This window comes from Streptococcus oralis subsp. oralis, from assembly GCF_000960035.1.
Taxonomy (GTDB): domain Bacteria; phylum Bacillota; class Bacilli; order Lactobacillales; family Streptococcaceae; genus Streptococcus; species Streptococcus oralis_G.
Genome location: NZ_JYGR01000005.1, coordinates 405273 through 431671 on the forward strand (window position 1 = coordinate 405273; position 26399 = coordinate 431671).

At 29.4% G+C, this 26399-nt stretch carries 13 protein-coding genes and 1 pseudogene; all 14 read left to right on the forward strand.

Features of this window, described 5'->3' with window-relative positions:
• The 14 genes and pseudogenes from TZ92_RS05105 (at position 1) to TZ92_RS05170 (ending at position 26329) form a co-directional block, all read left to right on the forward strand.
• Positions 1-14829 carry a non-ribosomal peptide synthetase gene (locus TZ92_RS05105; RefSeq protein ID WP_045594863.1) on the forward strand — a complete coding sequence of 4943 codons (14829 nt, stop codon included), beginning with the start codon at positions 1-3 and terminating at the stop codon, positions 14827-14829.
• Between the two features lie 2 nt (positions 14830-14831).
• Positions 14832-15551: an ABC transporter ATP-binding protein gene (locus tag TZ92_RS05110; RefSeq protein ID WP_033629546.1), complete on the forward strand. Its 720-nt coding sequence runs from the start codon at positions 14832-14834 to the stop codon at positions 15549-15551.
• A 21-nt stretch (positions 15552-15572) separates the two neighbouring features.
• On the forward strand, positions 15573-17255 hold the full coding sequence (locus tag TZ92_RS05115) for an ABC transporter ATP-binding protein (protein ID WP_033629547.1): 1683 nt from the start codon (positions 15573-15575) through the stop codon (positions 17253-17255).
• Entirely contained in the window at positions 17255-17911 is a 657-nt protein-coding gene (locus TZ92_RS05120; RefSeq protein ID WP_033629548.1) for a 4'-phosphopantetheinyl transferase family protein, read from the forward strand. The genes TZ92_RS05115 and TZ92_RS05120 overlap by 1 nt, the downstream gene beginning before the upstream one ends.
• 393 nt (positions 17912-18304) lie before the next feature.
• Positions 18305-18538, forward strand: a pseudogene (locus tag TZ92_RS10345) (XRE family transcriptional regulator); the annotation flags it as partial.
• Between the two features lie 147 nt (positions 18539-18685).
• On the forward strand, positions 18686-19024 hold the full coding sequence (locus TZ92_RS05130; RefSeq protein ID WP_033629550.1) for a hypothetical protein: 339 nt from the start codon (positions 18686-18688) through the stop codon (positions 19022-19024).
• A 129-nt stretch (positions 19025-19153) separates the two neighbouring features.
• Complete coding sequence (locus TZ92_RS05135; RefSeq protein WP_033629551.1) at positions 19154-20119, forward strand: hypothetical protein; 966 nt, start codon at positions 19154-19156, stop codon at positions 20117-20119.
• Positions 20120-20450: 331 nt separating this feature from the next.
• Positions 20451-20807, forward strand: a complete 357-nt coding sequence (locus TZ92_RS05140) for an SAG1252 family conjugative relaxosome accessory protein (protein WP_033629552.1) — start codon at positions 20451-20453, stop codon at positions 20805-20807.
• A gap of 4 nt (positions 20808-20811) precedes the next feature.
• Positions 20812-21177 carry a MobC family plasmid mobilization relaxosome protein gene (locus tag TZ92_RS05145; protein ID WP_005590092.1) on the forward strand — a complete coding sequence of 122 codons (366 nt, stop codon included), beginning with the start codon at positions 20812-20814 and terminating at the stop codon, positions 21175-21177.
• A complete protein-coding gene (locus tag TZ92_RS05150) occupies positions 21164-22993 on the forward strand; it encodes an SAG1250 family conjugative relaxase (RefSeq protein WP_033629553.1) in 1830 nt (609 codons plus the stop codon). Before TZ92_RS05145 ends, TZ92_RS05150 begins: the two co-directional genes overlap by 14 nt.
• 103 nt (positions 22994-23096) lie before the next feature.
• Positions 23097-23324: a helix-turn-helix domain-containing protein gene (locus TZ92_RS05155; protein WP_033629554.1), complete on the forward strand. Its 228-nt coding sequence runs from the start codon at positions 23097-23099 to the stop codon at positions 23322-23324.
• Between the two features lie 268 nt (positions 23325-23592).
• The gene (locus TZ92_RS05160; RefSeq protein WP_000450956.1) at positions 23593-23862 is read left to right on the forward strand and encodes a DUF3173 family protein; all 270 of its coding nucleotides are present in this window, start codon (positions 23593-23595) and stop codon (positions 23860-23862) included.
• On the forward strand, positions 23834-25021 hold the full coding sequence (locus TZ92_RS05165; RefSeq protein WP_033629555.1) for a tyrosine-type recombinase/integrase: 1188 nt from the start codon (positions 23834-23836) through the stop codon (positions 25019-25021). The genes TZ92_RS05160 and TZ92_RS05165 overlap by 29 nt, the downstream gene beginning before the upstream one ends.
• 264 nt (positions 25022-25285) lie before the next feature.
• Positions 25286-26329, forward strand: coding sequence for an SPFH domain-containing protein (locus tag TZ92_RS05170; protein WP_033629556.1), 1044 nt, complete (start codon positions 25286-25288; stop codon positions 26327-26329).
• Positions 26330-26399 lie beyond the last annotated feature (70 nt).

Here is a 26399-nt window from a genome sequence, read left to right on the forward strand (position 1 = left end):
ATGACGAATATAAATTATAAATTAACAAAAGTTCAAGAAAATTTATTAAATATTGAGAACTTAAGAGAAGTTAAAGAAATCAACAATATCTGCGCATCATTGGAAATTCCAGCAAAATATACAACTGATGAAATATTATTCTCTTTAAATATTATGTTGAGAAAAATTGATCATTTAAGAATTGAGGTATTATCAAATAAAGAGCAATACATCAGAAGTTATCAAGAATTTAATAATATATTAATTAAAAAATTTGAAAGTGTAAGTGAATTGGACAGCTTTATCGAAGTATGGAAGAAGGACTCCATATTTGATTTCAAGAAACCACTTCATGAATTTCTTATAGCAGAAATAAATGGTGTAAAAAAGCAGTTATTGATAAAATTTCATCATTTAATTTCTGATATTCAATTCATTACCCAATTTTCAAACACTTTTGTAGGATTATTGTTAAACGATATAAATATTGAAGAGGTGTCAGGAAGTTATTCCCAAAAAACTATTCTAAATCAAGAAGAAACAATAGAATTTTGGGAAAAAGAGTTAGAAAGTTTTGAAGGGGAAAATCTTTATAAGGAAAATTCGAAAAATTTAGGAACTGAAGTAATAAAAGAGATTATTCCTCAAGAATTAATACGTAAATTTGAAGAATCTAAAATTTCAAAGGATACTACTCTTTTTGACTTTATTTTAGCTGGAGTAATCTTTTCTAAAAAAGTTAAGACGTTTACATCTGGAGCTAGTGTTGGGCTAGCAGTAACGCAGAATGATGGTTGGAATTCAAATACTAGCTTATTACCCATTATTCCTAAAATAGATTTAGAAACTTCAATTAAAAAATATATTTTGGATGTATCTGAAAAAAAAGCAATTATAAAAAAATTTTGTGATTATACCATATCAGAAATGATAGAAAATAATGGAATTGAATCATTTGAATCATTGACCGATATATCGTGCATGGAGATGAATTATGAATTAAAGCACAGATATCTAAAGTTAGGATTTAAGTTTAAAGTGATTGGTAGTGGTAGTAGGACAAATCCATTAACAATTATGATTAATTCTATGAATGAAAAACCGTTTATTTTATACGAGTATCAAACGTTTTCAATAAAATTACCAGAACTTCAAAGATTACATTTGTTTATTATGTATATTTTAGAGCAGTTTATTGATAACATTGATAAAAAACTTGCTTCTGTACCCTTACTAAAAAAACAAGAAGAAGTTTATTTTGAAAAACGTGTTAAAGACTTTAATAAGAGTGAAACAATTACGGGGCTATTCAAAAAACAAGTAGAGAAGTTTCCTAATAAGATAGCTGTAAGATACAATAAGGAAGGTGTAACATTTAAGGAATTAGATAAAAAATGTTCTGAATTAGCTAATTTACTAATCAATAAAGGGGTATGTTCTGGACAAGTTATCGCATCAACTTTAGTAGGAATTGATGCAATTGTAGCAATTTTTGCAATCCTTAAGGTTGGAGGCATTTATCTGCCCGTAGATAAAGAAAATCCTTTTGAGAGAATAAAATATATCTTAAGTGATAGTTTGTGTAAATTACTAATCACTAGTGATGAAGAATTATCAAATTCTCTTAAAATAAACACTATCATATATGATAGCCTATTAGTAGAAAAAAATACTAATCTAAATTCTTTTCCCAACATAACTTCGGATAATCTTGCATATATTATCTATACTTCAGGTTCTACAGGAGTACCGAAAGGTGTGATGATAAAACATAGTTCAGTAATAAATATGTGTGAGGCATTGATAAATGATATCGGAATTGAAGAAAATGATATAATTCAACAATTTGCAAGTCATTCTTTTGATGCTTCTATACTAGAAATTTTTGGAGCTCTTTTAAATGGTTGTACTCTAGTAATGGTTAATCATGAAGAAAAACAAAATCCAAATTTACTGCAAGATATGTGGGATACTGAAAAAGTAACATTTGCAATTATTCCGCCAGTATACATGCAAAATCTTGATACAAAACGTGAAACTACATTAAAATATTTAATGACTGCTGGTGAGGAAGCTAATTGGAATTTTATATTAGAATGGAAAGACAAAGTAAAATATTTTAATGCCTATGGACCAACTGAAGCGACAGTTTGGACTTCCACATGGGAATATAGAAGTTTTGATACTAATTTATCTGTTCCGATAGGTCGTCCTATACAGAATGTAAGTTGTCATGTTTTTCAAGGAATTCAAGAATGTGGGCTTGAAATTCCTGGTGAACTGTATATTTCAGGAGATAGCCTTAGTGTAGGATATATTAACAATGATTCTAAAAATGAAAAAAGTTTTTTGTTACATCCTAGAACCAAGGAAAAAATGTATAGAACAGGTGACATAGTTTATTGGAATTCAGAAAAAGAATTAGTATTTTGTGGGAGAAAAGATAATCAGGTGAAAGTAAGAGGTCACCGTATAGATTTGTCTGAATTGAACTCAATAATCTTAAAACAAAATGAAGTAAAAGAAGTTTATTCATGTATAACGAATCTCAATTCTGAGAATTCAGAAAAAGAAGTTGTTGTGTATGTAGTTTTGCAAAATTCCATAGATAAAAATACGTTTCGTAAAAAAATTATAGATCAATTGCCAACCTATATGCAACCTCATCATATTATTGAAATAGCTAAGTTACCGATGACCTTGAATGGAAAAGTTGACAAAAAATCTTTACCTAGTATTATAAGAGAAAGTAAAGTAAGTTTACTGGATACGATTGATAATTCTACAAAAAAAGATATCATTGAAGTCTTCGAGGAAATACTAAAAATTACGATTGAGAATGAAAATATTGATTTTTATTCTTTAGGAGGGGATTCAATTAAGGCAATCAGAATCGTCTCGAAGCTGAAAAATCGTGGCTATAAACTTAGAACTAACGATATAGTCGATTCTAAAAGTATTGATGAAATCATATTGAGATTAGGAAATACCAATGAAGAGAAGTTAATCAGTCAGCCATTTGAAAGCGATATAATCTTAAGCCCAATTCAAAAAGAATTTTTCCGAAAGGATTTCTTTGTCAAGGAACATTTTAATCAATGTGAAACATTGTATATAAATAGTTCGTTAAATGATTTAGAAATTAAGTCTATATTTAAAGAGTTGACCGAAAATCACATACTATTTAAGGTCAATTTTGATCAAAATAATCAACCGTTTATAAATAGAGGTAGAGAATTATTTTTATTTGAATCTCATGATTTTAAAGATTTGAATTCCGACGAATTTAATATAAAATTCAAATTAATTTGTGAAAAAAATCAAAATAAATTTGATTTAGAAAATAGTCCACTTATTAACATTGTGTTGTTTAAGTCTTCTATAGGGAGTTATATTTTTATAACTATTCATCATCTAATAATTGATGGTGTTTCTTGGAGATTATTAAACGATGAACTCAATACCATATTCACAAAAAGAATAGAGAACAGAGAGATTGATCTCCCTAGAGAGAATATTACCTTTTTTGAGTGGGCTAGAAAATTAGATAAATACCAAACTAGGATACTGAAGGAGGAAAAATCATACTGGGATAAAATTAATAATGATTTAGAAAAAATAAATTCTTCAAAAACTAAATTATCAATTAATAATATAAACTCCAAGAAAATTACTATTGACATGGATGATAGTCTATTTCTTACGGGAAATTCTAAGCATGCATATAGAATAAATGATATTTTTTTGGCAGCACTTATAAAAGCAGTCAATAGTGACACTTTAGCGCTTATGTTAGAGAGTCATGGTAGAGAATCAATAGAACAAAATATTGAAAATGATTCCATGATAGGTTGGTTTACAAGTATCTATCCTGTTATTTTTGAGAATAAAAAAGATTTTGATGACTTACTAGCAAGTGTTTCTTGTATAACTAAGAGAATTCCGAATAGAGGTTTAAATTATTTAGCTTATAAAGATCAAAAAATATCTAACTATGAGAAAGTATTTGAACCATTGATAGTTTTTTATTATTTAGGTGATTTTCAGGAAAATTTAGAACACATAAAATTGGTTCATTTAGATATGGGGGATAGGAATTCAAAATCAAATCATTTATGGTTCCCATTAACTATAACTGGACAAAGTATTAATAATAATCTATTTTTTGAATTTAAATTTGAACAAAGTTATTTTTCAATTTCTGAAATAGAAAAAATTGCTGAGAGATTCAAGAATAACATACATACAATTATTGAAAAGATAAATAGTCAAGACTGTATGGCAAAATACGGTGATTGTTCTTGGAGTAAGGAAGAGTTACAATCTACAATTGAGACAACAAAAATTAATGGGTTAGAAATAGAAAAAATATATCCCTTATCATATATGCAGGAAAATTTTCTTTTTAATAAAATGCTAGATAAACAGGATAAATATATTGTTCAAGTAGTGATGAATGTTTATAAAGAATTAAAAGAAGAAAAAATTTACTCTGTTATGGAGAAAATGGCAAGTCGTTTCGAAATTTTAAGAACTGCAATTTTTTATAAACAACAAAAAGTTGCAAGAAATGTGCAGTTTGTTGAACGAAATATACCTGTAACTTTTGAAGATTTTGATGGATTTGATTCTCAAACGATTGATAAACAAATTAAAAAATATATTGCTAAAGAGAAGAAAAGTTCTTGGGACTTCGAGAACGATCCACTATTTAGAGTACATGTTATAAATATTGGAGAGAATCAATCAAAACTTATTTGGTCATTTCATCATATCATAATGGATGGATGGTGTTTAGATATTATTAATAATTTATTTATTCAATTATATGAAGAAATTGACTACCAAGAAAATCAAAAAATATCAGAGTATAGTGATTTTGTTGAGTTACTCGATAGCAACAATGAAATTAAAACAAAATATTTTTGGGAAAATTATCTTGAAAATTTTGAAGGACTTCCAATATTACTCCCAGAGAAAGATAACTCGTATAAAAAAATCAAGAAAAGTGATTTGGACGAAGTTGGAATTAAACTAACTTTAGAATTAACCGAATTAATACAAAATCTTGGAAAAAAAATAAAAGTAGGCGTAGGTACTATTTTAGAGTCTGCTTGGGGGATTGTGCTACAGGCTTATTCAGCTTCCAATGACGTTGTATTTGGGAAAATTATATCTGGTCGTGATGTTCAACTTCCTGGAATTGATAATATGGTAGGACTATTTATTAATACTATACCAATCAGAATAAAAACTGATCCAAACTTAAGCGTATCCCAATTACTTAAATATCAACAAAGAAAAAATTATTTGGTAAACGGAAATGAAATGATTTCACTTTCAGAAATTAATAATCTAATTGATCAAAAAATTAGTTCTTTGTTTAGTTTTGATGTCTTCAATGATAGTCACCCTGAATGGATGAAACATGAAAAAACATTTGAACAGACTGACTATACATTAAATTTGTCAATTATTCAAGAAGAAAAACTATATATAAAAATGATGTATGATTCTAACAAATATTATGAATCTACTATCATTGATATGCTTAAGAGATTTAAGTTTATACTTGAACAATTTGTGGAAAATGAAAATCAACCTTTGAGAGATATTAAATTTTCTTGGAAAGAAGAAGAAAAGATAATAGAGGAATACTCACAAAATATACAGCCTTCAATTAAAGTAGAAAAAAATATCGTTTCACAGTTTAAAGATATTGCAAATAAATTTATGAATAAAGTTGCTTTAAATTTTTCTGGTGAAACTATGACTTATGAAGAATTAGATAATAAGTCGACAGCATTGGCTCTACAGTTAAGAAAAAGCGGTATTAATCAAGGAGATTATGTCCTTTCTCTACAAGAAAAAGGTATGGAACCAATAATTTCATTTTTAGCCATATTAAAAATTAATGCTGTATATGTACCATTAGACATTAGTGTTCCTAAGGAGAGATTTACTTACATTCTTGAGGATTCAAAAGCTCAATATATACTAATAAATAATACGTTAAATGATGAACGTAAAAGAATTATAAAGGATAAATCGATTAATGTAATTTCTGTTGATAAGAATTTGTTATTAGAAAATAAATTTGAATATATTGAATATGATTATCCTTGCGAAAATCTGGCATATATAATATATACATCAGGTACAACAGGGAAACCAAAAGGAACCCTTATTTCTCACAATGGAGCTGTTAATATGGCATTGGGAATGAATTTGGAGTTTGAATTTAAGAATTCCTCTGAAGTATTGCTCCAATTTGCTAGCTTAGCTTTTGATGCCTCGATATTAGAGATACTAACCTCACTATTGAATGGACACACGCTAGTGATTGTTCCTGAAGAAAAGAGATTGAATCCAGATTCAGTTACTCAAATAATGAATGAATTTAAAGTAACCTGGGCGGTTTTACCTCCTGTCTTTGTAAATGAATTAAATCCTGAAAAACTAGTTACTTTAAAATCACTTAAGACAGCAGGGGAAGAAGCAACATGGGAGATAGTAGATAAATGGAAGAATCACCTATCTTATGCGAACGGTTATGGTCCAACGGAAGCAACTGTTTGGTCGACAACCTGGTTTGAAAATCGTGAAAAACTACATAAAAAAATTCCGATTGGACGACCAGCACCAAATGTTAGATGCATAATATTCCAGAAAGAAAAAGTTTGTGGGTTCGGTATGGTAGGTGAATTATGCATTTCTGGACCTGGAGTTGCTATTGGATATCTTAATAATGAAACTTTAACTAATGAGAAATTCTTTTTGTTTGAAGGTGAAAAATTTTATAGAACTGGTGATTATGCAAGGTGGCATTATGACGGAAATATTGAATTTCTAGGCAGAATGGATAAACAGATTAAAATAAGAGGAAATCGTGTAGAACTATCTGAAATAGAAGACAATATTAAGAATATAGCATCTATTATAGATTGTGTAGTACTCGCCAAGGGAGAAGGAGCAAATAAAGAATTAATTGCTTACCTTATTACAGCAGATTCTTTTGACACAATAACCTTAAGGAATAGACTTTCATCTGTAATCCCGTCTTATATGATTCCTTCAAAGTTTATTAAAATTAAAAAAATACCTTTGACTGCCAATGGAAAGATTGACACTCCAAGATTATTAAGTTTGACTGATGTTAAAAATGAAACTGAAAATAATGAACTTTCTAAATTAATTACTTCTTCAACCTTCAGAGAAGTACAAGCAGTCTTTTCTGAAATTTTAGGAATAAATAACGTGAAAATTTCAGATGATTTCTTTGTTCTAGGAGGACACTCAATAAAAGCTGCAAGACTAATAAATCGTTTAAATAGCAATTTTTCTCTACAGATTAAATTAGAACAATTCTTTGAATCTCCAACGATATCATTTATTTTAAGTCAAATTGAACAGTCAAATAGTCAAAAAAAACCTAAAAAAACAATAAATCTTGATAAATCAGAAAATCTTAATATCGTTCAAAATAATTCAGTAGTTTCTACTACTTCAAATAACTACAGTATTTTTCAAGCTACAGATACACAAAAAAGAATATACGCTTTACAAATGGTTCATAAAAGTTCAACAAGTTACAACATGCCTTTACTATTAAAAAGTAATGAAAGACTTGATCTGAATAAACTGAATAATACATATAAACAAATTTTAGATAAATTTGAAATTTTAAAATCTAATTTTCATATGCATGATGATAAATTAATGCTGGAAGTCAAAAATCATATTTCTAGTGAAATAAAAATGATTTCATGTGAAGAACAAGAAATCGAAAATGTATTTAGTAGTTTAGTAAAACCATTTGATTTGGAAAATGATTCATTAATAAGAATGAATATTCTGAGAACAACTAAAAACGATTATGTCTTTATTGATATTCATCATTCAATAAATGATGGATATTCTACATCGTTATTCACGTCAGAACTTATGAAGAAGTATAGAGGAGAACAAACATTACCAGTATTGATGCCTTCTGCAGAATTAAATGATTTATTAAACAATGAAAATCTGGACTCTTCAGATAACTATTGGAAAGAAACTTTTAGTCAGAAGCCTACTTTGTTAGATTTGCCGCTAGATTTTCCAAGAGTTTCTAGAGGAAATGAAAGTGGTGATGAAATTTTAATAGAAATAGACAAAAATTTAAAAAAGAATATTGACAATTTTTGTTCTAGCAATAGTATAACTCTATATATGTTCTTTGCTTCATTAACAATGTATTATTTAAGTATACTCACTAATCAAAGAGATATTATTATTGGAACAGCAATAAATTCAAGGTTATTTGAAAAATCAGAAAACACATTTGGTATGTATACTAACACTCTACCTCTAAGGGGAACGATTAATCAAGATGATGATTTTGCTACTATTATACAAAAAACAAAAAAAGTAGTATTGAAACTATTTGAAAACCAACTATATCCTTTAGATAGAATCATAAAACTTCATAATAGTAACACTGATTATACAAGAAATCCATTATTTGACGTATTTTTAGCATTTAATAAGGTAAAAACACTAGAAGATGGTTTTTTGAAACAAATCCCTATAAAATCCAAAACATCACCATTTGATATCACAATAGATATCTTAGAAATAGATAGTACATTAACAATTAGATGGGAATTCAAAAAAGCTATTTTTAGGAAAGAGACTATAGAAAGGTTATCTAATGAATATTTAACATTATTAATGGGAAGTATAAACACTCCAATTGTTAAATCTGAGAAAACAGAACAGATAAAAGCAGTTATAGAAGGTGTATTAAATAATAAAGTCATTTTTTCTGAGAGTTTCTTGGAGCAAGGAGGAGATTCTATTAAAGCAATTAGGATTTCTTCAAAATTAGCTGAAAAATCGATCATTCTAGATTCTGATAAAATATTGGGCTGTAATAATTTATATGAATTATTACAAGATTCTCAATCAATAGAAAACTCAAAAGATAATAGTGATTTAATTTACATTTTAAAAAGTGAGTTAAATGAAAAAGATTTAGACTTAGAAAAAGATTTTCTGTCTCAAGGGGGAGATTCAATAAAAGCTATACGAATAGCATCTAAATTTAAAGAAATTGGATTTAAAGTTGAACCTGAGGAAATACTTCAATCAATTTCTTTAAAAAAGTTATTTCATACTAAAAATGAAATAGGCATTATTGAAAATACTTCAGATGATAATATTCTCATTTCACCTATTATTGAAGAGTTTTTCTCTCAAAACTTAAAGAATCCCAATTTCTTCAATCAATCAGTACTTTTAGAACTGAAATTTGAAGACAAATATGAAGATATAATCAAAATATTTGACAGATTAACTGAAGAACATTCGATTTTTAAAGAAAACTTTAGTGATTCTAAAATAAGTAATAACAGATTTATAGAAGTAAAACGTCCATCTTATAAAATTGATTTTATAGAATGTACTGATAAGGAATTCATAAAAAATTGTAAATCATATTGTAATAATGCTCAAAACAAATTCGATATATCTTCAACTCCTCTGCTAAGTTTAGTGTATTTTAAAACTGAAAAACGAGTTTTACTATTCATTTGTGCACACCATTTAGTTATTGATGGCGTGTCATGGAGAATATTATTAGATGATTTTATTTATTTGCAAAATCAGCTTAATCAGAATAAAGAATTGACTCTACCATATAAAACAATGGACTATAAAAGCTGGTTAAATGAACTACAAAAACACGGTGATTCAGAAGAGGTAACAGGGGAACTTTCTTATTGGAATAATGTAGTTTCTAAGATATCAGAAGGAAAAATTCAGCTAGAAGAGCCCAGAGATAAGCAATTTGAGGGGAATCCGTTCAAAAAAATTAAAATATCTATATCAGAAGATGAGACTAAATCTCTTCAAAAACTTTGCAATCCCAGAGATGACATACAGATAAATGATCTATTATTAACCGCCCTCGCATTTGCAATGAATAGTATAACTAATCAAAAATTACTATCATTAAATTTAGAAGGACATGGGAGAGAATCTATTAATAATATTTCTAAAGTAGATAGAACAATAGGTTGGTTTACTACAAATTATCCACTAATTTTAGATTGCTCTGATAAAGATATTTGGGATTTATTGAATAAAACTAAGGCAGCAATTAGAAGAATACCAAAAAAAGGATTTAATTTTGGAATTCTTAAATATTGTAAGAGAATATTGAATTCAAATGAAATGTCAGAATGTTCATTTAACTTTATGGGGAACATAGACAACAATTCTAGTTCTTTAGTAATGTCAGATTATGATTTTGGAAATTCAATGGATGAAAATAATACTCTTTGGTCTCCCCTTAACTTCAATGGTATTATTCAAAATAAATGTTTAAAATTCATAATTGACTTTAATTCAAATAAATTTAAGAAATCAGATATTGAAGAATTAGGTAAGAAATTTAAAGAAGCTATACTATCATTTATCAACAATAATGATAGAGGAGAACTTTTACCACTGACTCCTTCTCAAGAGGGGATACTATTTCAAAAGTTAACCAATGACAATCCCAATCTCTATTCCACTCAGACTTTATTTGAAATATTAGGAAATAATTTGGATCTTGAGTCTTTAAAACTGGCACTTAGTAAGCTTTCAACCAAACATCCAGCATTATCTATGAGAATCGTTGAGAGTGGTTCGGGATCATATTTACAGAAAGTTGATGAAATCAAGGATATATCCGTAACGGAATTTGATTATTCTAATAGCACCATAGATTTAAATGAAATTCTTATAAAGGTGAAGTCTATAGAAATGAATAAAGATTTCTATTTAGAGAAAGGTAATTTATTCAGAGCAATAATTATAAAAGCTAACGACCAAAAAACATACTTATTGCTGAGTTTCCACCATATAGTTTTTGATGGCTGGTCTTTGGCAAATTTATTGAAGACACTGTCGATTACTTACAAATACTATGTTGATAATGAATATGTAAAATTAGATAGATATTTATCTAAAAAAGATAATTATCAAAAATATTTAAAATTTATTGGAGGAATAGAAGATAATAATGGAAAAGAATACTGGGTGAACTTACTTGGAGATTATGATGGTGAATCTGATTTTAAAAATTTGGAGACAAATGTACATAATAGATCATTAAGCGGTAATTTGCGTCACAACGTTCCTAAATATGTCTACGATAAACTCACGCATTTGAGTAGTAAACTATCAGTGACAAGAAATACTATTTTAGAAGTTGTCTGGGGTTTGTTAATTCAAAGGTTTAACTATACTAGTGACTCTGTTTTCGGAAAGGTTGTTTCTGGTAGAAATTTTGAAATAGAAAATATTGGTTCAATTGTTGGAATGTTGATTAATACTATACCAACAAGAATTTCTGTGGAGAATAATGAAACTATTAAAGAGCTTATTTTGAAAAATAAACAACAGCTTATTCAGGGACAACATTATCAATACGTAAGCCCATCGGAAATACAAAAGTTGTTAGGTAGAAGAACACCATTATTCTCAACAGTATACTCTTATTCAAATTTTGTTTCAGATAATCAATTATTTGAATTTGTCAATGGTATAACCTTACAGGTGTGTGAGGGCGTTGAGAATCCCAGTTACGATATATCTTGTATGATTCACGATACTGGAGACTATATGTCTTTTCAATTGTCATTTAATATTGAAAAATTCTCAGATGATACTATTAATAATCTCCTCCAAACAATGGAAAATATTTTAGAGTATATTTGTTTTTATCCTGAACATAAAGTAAAAGATATTCAAGTACTAAATCAGGAGCAATTAAGAAAGTTATACCTAAAAAATCAAGAAAACCAAAAAGAAATATGCCTTGCTAATATTCCTGAAGCTATTAGTCAAAATGCAATACATAATCCAGAAAAAACTGCTATTTTCTATTTAGATGAAAAAATTTCATTTAAGGAATTGGAATCTAAAAGTAATGCCTTAGCAAATATTTTACTACAAAATGGAATTAAAACTGAGGACAGAGTAGGTATTTATTTATCGAAATCACCAATGGTAATAATAAGTATGCTTGCAGTTATGAAAGCAGGAGCTTGCTGTGTAACTATGGATAAAAGTTTACCTTTTGAAAGAGTTTCCTTTCAATTAGAAGATGCAGGAGTTAAAATACTATTTTCAGACGATGAGAAAAGTGGTAATTTACAGAATATAAAAATAATTCAACCAGATCAATGTAATTTAAAAATGAATTCAGAGAAACCTAGAGTTGTTTTGGACAAAAATAATGTGGCTTATATACTATATACATCAGGATCGACAGGAACTCCTAAAGGTTCTCTAATAGAATATCAAGGATTAATGAATTTATTTGATTATATTGGAGAAAAATTTCAACTAAAAAATAATGCTAGAATTTTACAATTTGCTAGTCTTTCATTTGATGCATCGGTTCTTGAAATATTTGGTGCTTTAGTAAATAATTCTCAATTAGTTATTGTTCCTGATAATATTCGCAATTCACCCGAAGATATAAAGAATCTTATTAATGAAATGCAAGTGACTTTTGCTTTAATACCTCCAGTATTGATGCCTTTCTTCAAACCAGATGAATTAAAAACATTAAAATATATTATGAATGCTGGAGATGAAGCAAGTCCTGAAATAGCTAAAATTTGGAGTCAAAAAATGTGTTACATTAATGGTTACGGTCCAAGTGAAGCTTCAATTTGGACCACAGATTGGACAATTTATAAACTTCAGGACGAATTGAAGAAATGTCCAATTGGTAAACCGATACAAAATGTCAATGTACATATCATGAATAATGGTATTTTGGTCGGAGATTACATGCCAGGTGAATTATGTATATCCGGTATAAGTCTTTCTCGAGGTTATCTAAATAGAGACGAATTAAATAAGCAAGTTTTTTTTGAAGATAGGTTAATTTCTAAATCCAGAATATATAGAACTGGAGACTTAGTTAGACGATTACCTAATGGCAACATTGAATACTTAGGACGTATTGATCGTCAAGTAAAAATAAGAGGTTTTAGAATCGAACTAGGTGAAATTGAGAGTCAAATTTTGAATATATCTAGTATTAAACAAGCTGCTTGTTGCATTGTCAGTGAGAATAATGATAAACACATTGTTGCATATATAGTTTCGGATAATAACATTTTATCTGCAGAAGTTAAATTAATTTTACAAAAAAAATTACCATACTATATGATTCCAGAGAGAATTGTTAGCATTGATTCGCTTCCAACTACTATTAATGGAAAGGTTGATAGAAAGACCCTTGAAAACTTTGGATTACCCAAAATAGAAAATCTAGCAGAAGATTTAAAAATGAGTTTCCAAGAAAGAGAATTTTGTGAGGTATTGGAAAAAATTCTTAAGATTGATATATCAAACGTTCTTCAGCCCCTATCAAATATTATAAGTGATTCAATTACAGCGATGAGAATTGTCGCAAAATTAAATAAGCTCGGATATATGATTAGTTTAAAAGATATACTTAGCAAAAAATCTATTAGAGATTTACATTTAGAGAATAGTATTGCAACAATTCCAGAAGAAATTACAGAAAAAAAGATAACGCAAAAAAATGAAAGAAGATTATCTAAGCCGTACTCTATAACATATAAGCAGGATTTTAAATCTAAAAATAAATACTCAATATACAAAGCTACTAAAATGCAGCAGTGGATTAAAAAACAACCTATGATCGTTTCTGGAGCAATTTTTGATATTGAAGGAGATTATGACTATACAGATATAATTAATTCATTGAAGAAAGTAGTTAAAGAGAATGGTGTTTTAAGAAGTTCTTATGTTTATATAGATAATGTTTTAAATATTAAAGAGTATCCATTTGATACGGCTTGGGAAATTTCATTTGTTGATCTAAGTGATAGGTACATAGAAGATATTAAATTAATCTATGAAATTGAGCAAAATCGATTCGAAGATAATGAAATTTTTAAAGAAAATGAACATGCCTGTGAATTAGTACTTTTGAAAGAAAACGATACTAAATATCGCGTTTATTTGAGAATTCATCATATATTTTGGGATGCCTATTCAGCTGAAATTTTTGAAAAAAGTGTTAAAAATAATTTAGAATTTCCAGACCTCAAATCAGATACTATACCTTCATATTCAGAATATGCAAAACTTGTAAATTCAACAGAGGAAGTAAACCATCGAATTTTCTCAATAAAAAGTTTTGAGGAAGTAAGTAATCAATACAAGACAGGTTTTGTAAAAAATAATTCAAAAGTTTTTTCTTCAATCATTGTTAAACCTAAGTTTAGAAAAGAATTGCCTCTTATAGATAATCTATGGGGAGTAATTGGGCGAACAATATTAAGTTATGGTAAACAGTTTAATATTAATGAAGATTGGCCAAGTAAAATGCCTGCTTTTATACTTTTCAAGGGGAGATGTGGGAAATTGGAAAAGTTTTCTAATACTCTTGGAATGTTTCTAGAACTAATTCCAGTCATTGTTAAAAATGGCTCATTAAGTGAACTTGATAACTCTTTACGTTGTCAAGTTGAAGAGTATAAAAATTCTAGAAATATTACATCTTTGGATTTTATTAATTTCATTTCTAGTAATGATTACAAGCAACAAGATGAATTTGAATATAATCATGTACCTGTGGTTAACTTTTTAGGTATTTATGAATTTTTAGAAGGAAACGAATTTTTTTCAAGCATAAAACTGAAACGACTAAAAAAAGGAACAAGTAATAATTCTTTGATAATTTCTATAAAAGAAGAGACTGTACAAGTTGGAATTTATGCTTCTGAAGAAAAAGCTCTCACATTAAAATCCGACATTGAAGGCGAGGTATAGAGATGGGAAATATTGTTGAAATAAAAGAACTTTTTAAAACTATTGCTAAGGAAGAAATTTTAAGTGGTATTAACTTACAAATTTCTGAAGGAGAAATCTATGGATTTTTAGGACCAAATGGCGCAGGGAAAACAACTTTAATGAAATGCATGTTATCCTTATCAACTGTTACATCTGGTAGTATTGAAATCTTTGGAAAAAATTTACAAGATCACAGAGAGGAGATTCTAAGTCAGGTTGGAAGTGTTATTGAAACACCAATTTTTTATGAAAATTGTACTGCAAAAGAAATTTTGGAAATTCACGCGCAATATATGAGGAAAAATATTACCGAATCAGATATAATAAGAGCCTTAAGGATGGTCGGATTAAAAAATACGACTAAAAAAGTAAAAGAGTTTTCGTTAGGAATGAGACAGAGACTTGGTTTAGCTCGGGCTTTCCTAACAAAACCTAAATTGTTAATTTTAGATGAACCAATCAATGGTTTAGATCCAATAGGAATTCAAGAAATTCGGAATCTTTTGTTGTCTCTTTCTAAGGAATGTGGTGTTACAATATTCATCTCAAGTCATATTTTATCGGAAATTTCACAGATAGCAGATAAGATTGGTGTTATCAAAAATGGACAAATGCTAGAACAGGTCTCTATGAAAGAGCTTAGGAGAGAGAATATTGACTTAGAAGAATATTTTATGTCACATTTTCTAAATGAAATTTAAGAATTATGAGGTAGATTAGGAATGAAACAATTGACAAAGTACCATAAGAAGTCTTTTTATACTTTTATGATTTTTAATATACTAGTTCCTTTAACTAATATTGCTTTTGCTTATTCTATTAAAATTATAATTGATAGTGGAATGTCCCAAAATAGGGAAGCTCTAACCCAAGCGATACTAATAGGTGCTATCGTAATATTTATCTATGCCAGTCTTAATTTTATATCCCTTCGATTAAGAAATAAACTTGTTAGGCAGATTATGTCAAGATACAAAAATAAGGTGTTTAAATCTATTTTAGATAGGGATTATAGAGAATTTTCTAAGGAAAAATCAGGGAAATTTATTTCAATATTAACTGAGAACATGAAGAAAATTGAGCAGGATTATTTGCACCAATATTTTAATATTTCAAAAAATATTTCCTTAATGATTTTCTCACTAGTAGCCATGTTTATAGGTAATTGGTTTTTGACCTTATTAGTTATCATTGCTAGCATTATTCCTATGATGATTTCAGGATTTATTGGACAAAAATCAGCCTCTCTACAAAATAGCTCTATGATAGCCGATCAGAAATATTTAGCTAAGGTTAAAGATATTTTAGCAGGGTTTCTAGTTATAAAGAGTTTTAATGTGAAAGAGGCTATCGGTCAAGATTACAAAAACGAAAGCGAAAAATTGGATGAGATATATTTCATCAAAGGGAAATTTGATGTTTTATCTAATGTTATTTCTCAACTTTCAGGGATGATTGTTTTTTTAGTAGCCTTTGGTGGAGGAATGTATCTGGTCTTCGGTGGGCATACCACAATTGGGAGTGTTACAGCTATTGTTCAACTAGTCAATTTTGTAGTAATGCCACTAAATGAAATTGGTATGGGAATGAGTAAATTCCGTGAAGGTCAGGCTACACTGAATTCATTTGAGGTAAAAGATGTAATCGAACTTCAAACTGGTAAAACGAAAGAATATTTTGATGATGTCATTTCTTTTTCAAATGTAGATTTTTCCTACCCTAATGCTGAGGAAAAGATTTTTAATAATTTATCTTTGCAGATCAAAAAGGGGGAAAAAATTGCAATAGTAGGTATGTCAGGCAGTGGAAAATCGACTTTACTCAATCTATTACTGCGTTTCTATGATGTAACAAGTGGGTATATCTCAATTGATAATCAAGATTTGCAAGCTATTTCAGCAGAGAGCCTTTATAACTTAATGACTATTGTTCAACAAGATGTTTATATCTTTGATGATACTTTAAAAGCAAATATTACCCTTAGTCAATCCTTTACTGAAGATGATATAAAAAAAGCTGTACAGCAGTCTGGCTTAGAAAGTTATATTTTAGAAAATAAATTAGGTCTACAAACTTTATGTGGCGAGAATGGATCAAATCTATCTGGGGGAGAAAGACAGAGACTTAGTATTGCGCGTGCTTTAATTAGAAAAACACCAATCTTATTATTAGATGAGGCTACCTCGTCTTTAGATAATAAAGTTACTACTGAAATTGAAAATTCAATTTTAGAAATTCAAGATTTGACGGTTCTTGTTGTCACACATAAGTTAAATAAGAGCATGTTGAAGAAATACAATAGAATTCTTTTTATGAAAAATGGAGTTATTGTTGAAGATGGTTCTTTTGATAACTTGATGGATAGGAAAGGTGAATTTTATAAATTGGTTGAGTTGAGTGTGTAATGATAATATATTTTTCAAATATCAATATTACTAAATTGGATGAATTCTACATAGAAAATCGTATCCCACCTAACTTTTTGAAAGAAGCGAGAAAATATAAAAAGGTTTTAGATTATAGGAGATCTCTTGTTGCATACTATATCTTATATGAATATCTTTTATTTAACAAAATTATATCTGAGTTTACTCCCGTAAAAATTTTTAAAAATAATCATGGGAAACCCTATTTAATTGGAATTGATAATTGTTTTTTTAATATTACTCATTCGGGAGATTGGGTAGCAGTTGCGATTAGCAATGCTGAAGTCGGAATCGATTTGGAATATAATGAGAGTTTTGATTTTAATGAAGTTATAGATTATGTTTTATCAGAGAGGGAAAAAATTTTTTTCTTACAGCTCTCAGATTCGTTAAAATGTGAAACTTTTTATAGATTTTGGACACTAAAGGAAAGCTTTGTTAAAGCGATAGGAACAGGTTTAGTTAAATCTATGAATTCTTTCACTACTGAGCTGTGGAGCAACAATATTTGTGTTACTGGGGAGAGGAATTTCAAGTTCTTTGAATTACCTTTTTATGAAAATTATTCTTTTGCTGTTTGTTGTAATATTTGTGATAATATTGAAAATATGATAGAGGTAAAAATATCAAATTAACTAAATCATGACCACCCGTCTAACGGGTGGTTTGTCCCAGGGCTATAAGCCCAAATTACCAGCCAGCGCCTAAAGACACTGGCTGGTAATTTGGACACTATAAAAATTTTCCTCGAAAGTTGATTTCTAAGATCAAATTGGAATATTTTAGGATTTGAGGACTGTGGGTTTCAAACTCAATTTTGTAACATAAATGAGGAAACAGAAATATAATAATTAGTCAATGACAATTAGTGTATTATCTTCATATTATTTATTTTCTTCCTTCCTAGCTGTTTGGAGTCAGGCTAATTCAAAATGGAACTGGGAACTTTTCTCGGTCTCATTTTGTAAATAACAAGTGATTGTTTTAAGAGAGACGGAAAATGTCATTATCAGTTGAAGATAATGACATTAACGCTTAAAATCGAGATTTTGAAAGAACATGGGGCAGATTTTCTGACACGTTTTTATCGCTATCAAAAACAGATGGAAATAAAGATTGACGATGAAAGTAGTTTATGGATTTTGATAAGTGATGATTTATCGTATTTAATTCATACAAAGATTCATTTTAAAACAACTTTTAGAGAAATTGAGAGGTATACGGAATATATAGAGGGAATAGAGTGTATATTGAACAGGTGAGGAAAGACAATGTAGAAAGGGAGAAGTCTATTATATCAACAAACAATTTACCTTGACAACCAAATCTGATATTGATATAATTTACTGAGTTTTTATTGATATTCTTATCATGTAATTTTCTAGTTTTTAGAAAGAGGGGATTTTTTAATGACTAATGATTTAACTAACACTAGTCCTCAATATTTACCTGGAGATTCATTTATTGGCTTTGAAAAGTATTTAGAACAGTATGGCTTACCAACTGAGAATGTGATAGCTTCTGAGAGTGAGCGTAAAATGATGCATACGATGTTGCCTTCGATATTAGAGAATATGCCTCAGGAATACAAAACAAATGCTCGTTATCTTTCAAAATTTGTAGCAGGTGCAGCAATCGGTCTGTATGATGCATCACTAAATTTTGTTTGGAATGAAGTAATGATAAAAATATATCAAAAAATTATTCATTACGGAGTTGAAATATTTTTTAATTCAGCAGTCAGTTAATCTGATAGAGGACTATATAAAACAGAGGAAGATTTACCACACTTAAAAGATAGAGTTGTTTTAGATAATTGTAAAAAATTAGGTCTAATTTCACAAGCATTATATCTAAGACTGACACATATTTTAGATATGCGGAATCATGTAGGTGCTTCACATCCAAATGATGATCAAATCCGAACAGCAGAATTATTAGGCTGGTTACAAACTTGCATAGATGATGTCATCTCTGAGAAAGTTAATGGTCATGCAATAACTGTAAAGAGCATCATTGATAATACAAAAAATAGAGATACTTATTTTTCACAGGTTGATAAAGAACAATTTGAAAATAGTATCAAAGAATTATCACCGCAGTTTATTGCCAATCTCACAAATACTCTTTTTGGAATATTTGTATCCAAGAATTATGAAGGTAAGTCTATTATTCTAAACAATTTTTTATCTTTATCATTGATAAGCTGGAAATACACTACTGACACATTCAGATATAGTTTAGGAGAGAGGTTAGATGTATTTAGAACTCAATTAGATGAATATAAAATAAATCAATCTGAGTTATTTTTCGAAAAAGTTGGAGGAAAAAAATATTATTCTAAAGATTTGAAAACCATTCAACTCTCTGTGAAATGCGAACAGTTGAGAAATGCTCATTTTAGTTGGGATAATTATGCTAACGAAACTCCTATCGCTAGAGAAATTCTAGAGTTAGCACCCAGTCCATCAGATGTTCCTAATATGAGGAAAGATTTATTAGTAGAAACATTTTTAATTTGTAGAATTGGTAAAAATGTTTCATATCAGAGGGGTGTTTCTCCTGGTGGAAAGTTGTTTTATGATAGATTCTTCCAAAATTCTGATGAAGACATAGTGAAGCGTATACTTACCTTATTGAGTGATGGTAATATCAACGTTAACGGTCAGATTCAAAATAATAATCTTCTAGAGGTATTAAATATAGTACCCGAGGATATGATTGGTGCACAATATATGGAGATTTTAGATAATCTTAAAGCTTTTATTAATGATGGTAAAGAAGCTGAGAAGTATTTTAATACTGTAGATTTTAAACGTTTTAAAGATAATTTTCTAGTTTAATAAATTTTCCGAGAGCCTAGGCTCTCTTTTTCATTCTCTCATTTCTCTGTGATAACTTCTCCAAGTTTTTTCCGCTATACTTTTCTCAACTTGTAAAAATCTATGTTAGATTTTCTCTAGGGGTTTGGGGGCGAAGCCACCAAGTTAACTTATCGTTGGCTGTCAAAACTAGAAGGTTTTGGTCGGTTAACGATATGATTTTTGGGATATTGTGGACACAATATCTGAGCTCGCAAAGCCTTACAAGATGATAGATTTTGTCTTTGCAAGTTTCCCGTGGTTAATACGGGGTCGGGGATTGTCCAACCATTGATGAAAGTGAGGAAATAGTATGTCAGAACAATACAGAGACATTCGCAAAGAGGTTAATTTAACCGCAAATGAATTGGAAATGATTGAAGTGATAATGAAAAATAAGGGATTTGAACATTTTTCGCCCTTTGCTCGAAATAAATTGCTGGAGGAAGAGTTTGAAATGACTGCTGAAAAGTGGTTTGCCCTCTGGCAATCCCAAAAACTAGAACAAATCAGTCTTGACGTTCATGGTGTTTTAATATTGGCACAGTCCGAACATCAAGTTACCCAAGATTATGTATCTATTCTCTTAACCTGCGTACAGGAGTTGATTAAAGAAGTTGGAAACTCTATTCCCCTCAGCCAAGACTTCCGTGATAAATACATGAGGTGAGTACATGGAACATCGTTACCGAACCAATCTCAAGAAAGTGTTTCTGTCTGATAGCGAATTGAGTCAGTTGAAACATTGTATCGACCAAAGCGGTTGTCAATCTTTTTCAGAATATGCTCGACGAACCCTACTTGACCCTGGCATGAATTTTATCACCATTGATACAACTGGTTATCAAAATTTGATTTTTGAATTAAAACGAATCGGAAATAATATTAATCAAATAGCCAGAAGCATAAATTATTCGAATTTAATAACGGAAGTTGAGTTAAATGAATTGAGAAAAGGTATAGAAGAGTTAATAGTAGAAGTGGAGAAAGATTTTCTTATTCAATCTGAAAAATTGAGGAAATTTTATGGTCATCACTAAACACTTTGCGATTCATGGAAAAAATTATCGTAGCAAACTAATCAAATATATTTTGAATCCAAGTAAAACAAAAAATCTAGCACTAGTTTCAGATTTTGGTATGAGAAATTATTTAGATTTTCCTAGTTATAAAGAACTAGTGAAGATGTACAATGATAATTTTTTAAGTAATGATGGTCTTTATGAATTTCGTCATGATAGGCAAGAAGTAAATCAACGAAGAATTCATTCTCATCATATTATTCAGTCTTTTTCTCCAGATGATCATCTTACTCCCGAACAAATCAATCGGATTGGTTATGAGACAGTTAAAGAATTGACAGGAGGTAGATTTCGTTTTATCGTAGCAACTCATGTCGATAAAGATCATATCCACAATCACATCATCCTAAATTCAATTGATCAGAATTCTGATAAAAAGTTTCTATGGGATTATAAGGCAGAACATAATCTACGAATGGTTTCTGATCGTCTTTCAAAAATTGCAGGGGCAAAAATTCTAGAAAATCGTTATTCGCATCGTCAGTATGAAGTTTATCGCAAAACAAATTACAAATATGAAATAAAACAACGAGTATATTTTCTAATCGAGAACTCGAAAAATTTTGAAGATTTCAAGAAAAAAGCAAAAGCTTTACATTTGAAAATTGATTTTAGACACAAGCATGTTACTTTTTTTATGACTGATTCAAATATGAAACAAGTCGTACGTGATAGTAAATTGAGTAGAAAACAACCTTATAATGAAACTTATTTTAAGAAAAAGTTTGTTCAAAGGGAAATCATAAACATCTTAGAATTTTTACTTCCGAAAATGAAGAATATGAATGAATTGATTCAACGAGCAGAATTTTTTGGATTAAAAATAATTCCGAAAGAAAAACATGTTCAATTTGAATTTGATGAGATAAAGCTTTCAGAACAGGAATTGGGAAAAACGAATCGGTATAGTGTTAGTTATTTTCAAGACTATTTTAATAACAAAAATGAAACTGTTGTCTTAGATAATAAAAATTTAGTTCAACTTTACAATGAAGAAAAGCTAATTAAAGAAAAAGAGTTGCCGACAGAAGAGGTGGTATGGAAATCCTATCAAGATTTCAAGAGAAATAGGGATGCAGTTCATGAGTTTGAAGTAGAGTTGAATCTTAATCAAATAGAAGAAGTAGTAGACGATGGAATTTACATTAAGGTACAGTTTGGTATCCGACAAGAAGGACTTATTTTTGTACCAAATATTCAAATCAATATGGAAGAAGAAAAAGTTAAAGTATTTATCAGAGAAACTAGTTCTTACTATGTATACCATAAAGACTCAGCAGAAAAAAATCGCTTTATGAAAGGTAAAACTTTGATTAGGCAATTTAATCTTCAGTATGAACCGCAGTATATGTATAGAAGAATTCCTCTTAGCAAAATTAAAGAAAAAATAGAACAATTAGATTTTCTTATATCTGCGGAAAATAGTCCGAATGATTTTGAAGATATAACAAATGATTTCATTGCCCAAATATCATATCTAGAGAATATGATTGAACAAGTCCAAAATAAAATTGATGATTTAACTAATTTAGAGGAAGTATTGTTGAATAATACGGCAAATAGTTCTAGCAATTTAGAAAATAGTATTCAAGGTAAAAGTTCAGTAGATACAATAGAGAAGGATTTATACATATATAAAGGAAAGATTGAAACACTGAAGGAACAAAATAGAGAAGCAATAAATTTATTTGAAATGTTTAATAAAACAATAAAGAAATATAAGGAAAAACAAAATATGAAATCTATTAAGGAAAATGAGATACATTTAGAGTAAACAGTTTCCTAAAAAGTATATATAGAATAGTTTCATGTTCCAATTTGTCACATATTTAAAAATAAGAAAATAACTATATTATACTTGTTTTAGGAGACATTGGATGTTGAAAAGGATTAGAGATTTACGCGAGGATGATGATTTGACACAAGAATATATTGCGAAAATCGTTTTGAATTGCACAAGATCAGCTTATTCTAAAATGGAAGCTGGTACCAGGTTAATCTCTATAGATGACCTTATCAAACTTGCAGATTTTTATAATGTAAGTTTAGATTACCTTGTAGGTCGAGTGGATAATAAAGAAGACCATTACTCCAAAAAGTATTAGGTAAGAAAGCACATTGACAATTGAATAGTCCAAAATGGTACTTTCCTCATTTGTGGAGCAGTTTTGAATGGCTCGCCATGATAAGAGCGATATTAAAACCATCAATAAAATAGAGCGATACTTTATATGCCATGATACAAATGATATACAATGATACTTCTGACCGTTCAGGCTGCCACCGTAAAAGAGCAGCAAGTGAAATTCTTATGATGACTTCATCAGTCATGCCATGGAGGTGAAAAAATCTAAGAAAGGAAGTAGTAAAATCATGGAAACAGTAAACTATAAAGATTTAGTTGCGATTGGTTTTCCAGAGCACACATCGAGAAATATTATTAGACAAGCAAAAAAAATTGCTGTAAAAAAGTTTGAAGAAGCTAGAAAAAATGATAAGAATGCGGTACAATTAGGATGTTCACCTTTCGATAATAAAAGGTTAGGCATTGCTCCTAAAAATATTGTAGAAAATTTAATTGGTATTTCTTTTTCAGATATAGAAGGTGAGAAAAATGGTTATATCAAAGACAAAGAAATATAAAGGTGTATACAAAGATTCAAAAGGAAAAATTTACTTTCAAATTGAATTAGGAGTTGATCCAATAACTGGGAAAAGAATTCAAAAGAAAGGAAGGAAAAATCAACAGGGACTACCGTTTAATTCTTTTAAGGAAGCTTATGAAGAGATACTTCGTTTAAAACATGAATTTGTGAACTCTACTATTAATAATAGTTTTCTAACTTTTAGAGAGTTTATGGAAGAGATTTATTTAAAATATTATCAACAAAAAGTTCAATTTGTAACTTATCAGACTGCTTTACCACATCATCAGTTATTTATTAAGCAATTTGGTAGTAAAAAATTATCAGATATTAGTACTATTGACTGTGAAAGATTTCGCTTAGCTATTATAGACAAGTATTCTAGTAACTATGCTAAAAATATGTGGTCTAGATTTAAAGCGTGTCTGGGCTATGCAGAAAGATTGGGTTATATTGATAGAGTTCCTTTTAAAGGATTAGATAATCCTAGAGGAAAGCACCCTGATACAAAATTTTGGACATTTGATGAATTTAAGAAGGTAATAAACTCTTTTGATATTAGTGAGTATGAGGGACTCCATAATTACATGACAATCTGGTTATATTTTATGACTGGCTTAAGAGTTAGTGAGGGTATTGCTCTTAAATGGGAAGATATTGATTTTGAACGTAAATGGATTCATGTTCATTCGACAATTGAGAAAGACAAAAACGGTGTATGGTATGCTAAACAACAAACAAAGACAGTAGCAGGGAATCGTAAAATTGATTTAGATGATTTTACGATTACAATACTTAAAAAATGGCGAGAAGTTCAAATAAAGAATGATGATAAAGATTATGTAATATCACGTTTTGGTGCCCCCTTGTGTAAGTCTACAATTTCTAGGATAATAAAAAGGCATGCTAGGGTTACGGGTGTACCAGAAATTACGGGGAAAGGTTTAAGACATAGTCATGCTTCCTACCTTATAAATGTATTGCATAAGGATACCTTATATGTTTCATATCGATTAGGACATGCTGATAAGTCAACCACGTTGAATACATATAGTCACTGGTATTATTCAGGTGATTCAACAATTTCAGAAGAGATTACAGACAGTTTAGATAATCTTGGATTATCAATTTACCTACCAAATTCCTGCCAAAGTTGAAAATGGAGGAATTAACCCACTAATACTGGGAGAAAATAAGATTAGCAAATTGTTACTCTTAAATAATAGAGCAACTACATTAGTAGCTTAAAAAACATATAAAACCGCTATTCTTAGGAGTAGCGGTTTTTTATATTTTTATAAAGCATTGTCCAGAAATGATGATTTATAAGTATGGGTTGCCTTTTCAATAAATGGGTTATATAATAGAAGTATAGTTAGAGAAGATTGGTCTGAACATTTTTATAAAGAAAAGGAGAAAAGATGGCATTAAATTTGTTTGATGTTATTCATTATGAAGGTGAGGAAACAAGGAATATACTTGCTTGGAGACATCCTAAAACGAATATCAAGATAGGAGCAACTGTAATTGTAAATCCTGGTCAGCGTGCTGTGTTCTTTTCAAATGGAAGAGCAGTAGCTACTTATGATGCTGGAAAACATAAGATTGAAGGAAATGATATTCAGACAGCTTCAGGAATAAAAAACTTTCTAAGTGGAGGGATTTCATCTGACTCATCATTTTTGTGGTTTGTAAACACGTATGATTTGCAACCGATTGGGTGGGGAACTTCTTCACCTATAATGGTTCGAGATCCAGAAAGTGATATTCCTGTTGAATTGAAAATACATGGAAATTTTATTCCTCGAATTGTAGATTTGGAAGCTTTTATACTAGAATTTATGCCAAGTCACCCTGATCTTATAACAGCTACTATTTTACAAAATCGATTTAGACAAACTGCCAGTGGACTGATTAGTTCAGCTATTTCACAAGTAATATATAGCTATAAGATTCCAATTATTGACATTGAGATGCACAGTTTTGATATAGCTGTTGGTTTGTCAGAAATTTTATCTAGCCATTTTGCTAAATATGGAATTAGTATTGAAGAATTTAACATTGAGGCCTTAAAGGTAAATCAGAATAGCAATGGATATAGAGAAATCTTTAAATACCACAAGCAAATTTTGGAAGCCAAAAGCAAGCAGGCGAGTCGAGATATTGAAGAGTATACTTATCAAGAAGAGAGACAATTTGATATTTTAGAAGAGGCAGCTAAAAATAATGATTCTACAGGAAAGCTAATGGGAGCAGGTGTGGAAATCGCAATGGGGCTTGGCTTGGGTGCTAAATTTAGCAACTTGATGAATCATATTGAAGATAGGAATTCATTGGACAAAGATGTTAATCAACATAAATCTGACCTCAAAGGAGAAATAGGCTTAGCTAAGTTTTGTAGCCAATGTGGGACTTCTTTTTTGGAAGGAGCAAACTTCTGTTCTAATTGTGGTCATGAAAGATAGTTTGAATCTTAGGAGAAAATAATTTTTTATACCATTCTAGGTTGGATATTATCTTTAACTTTTGGTTTTT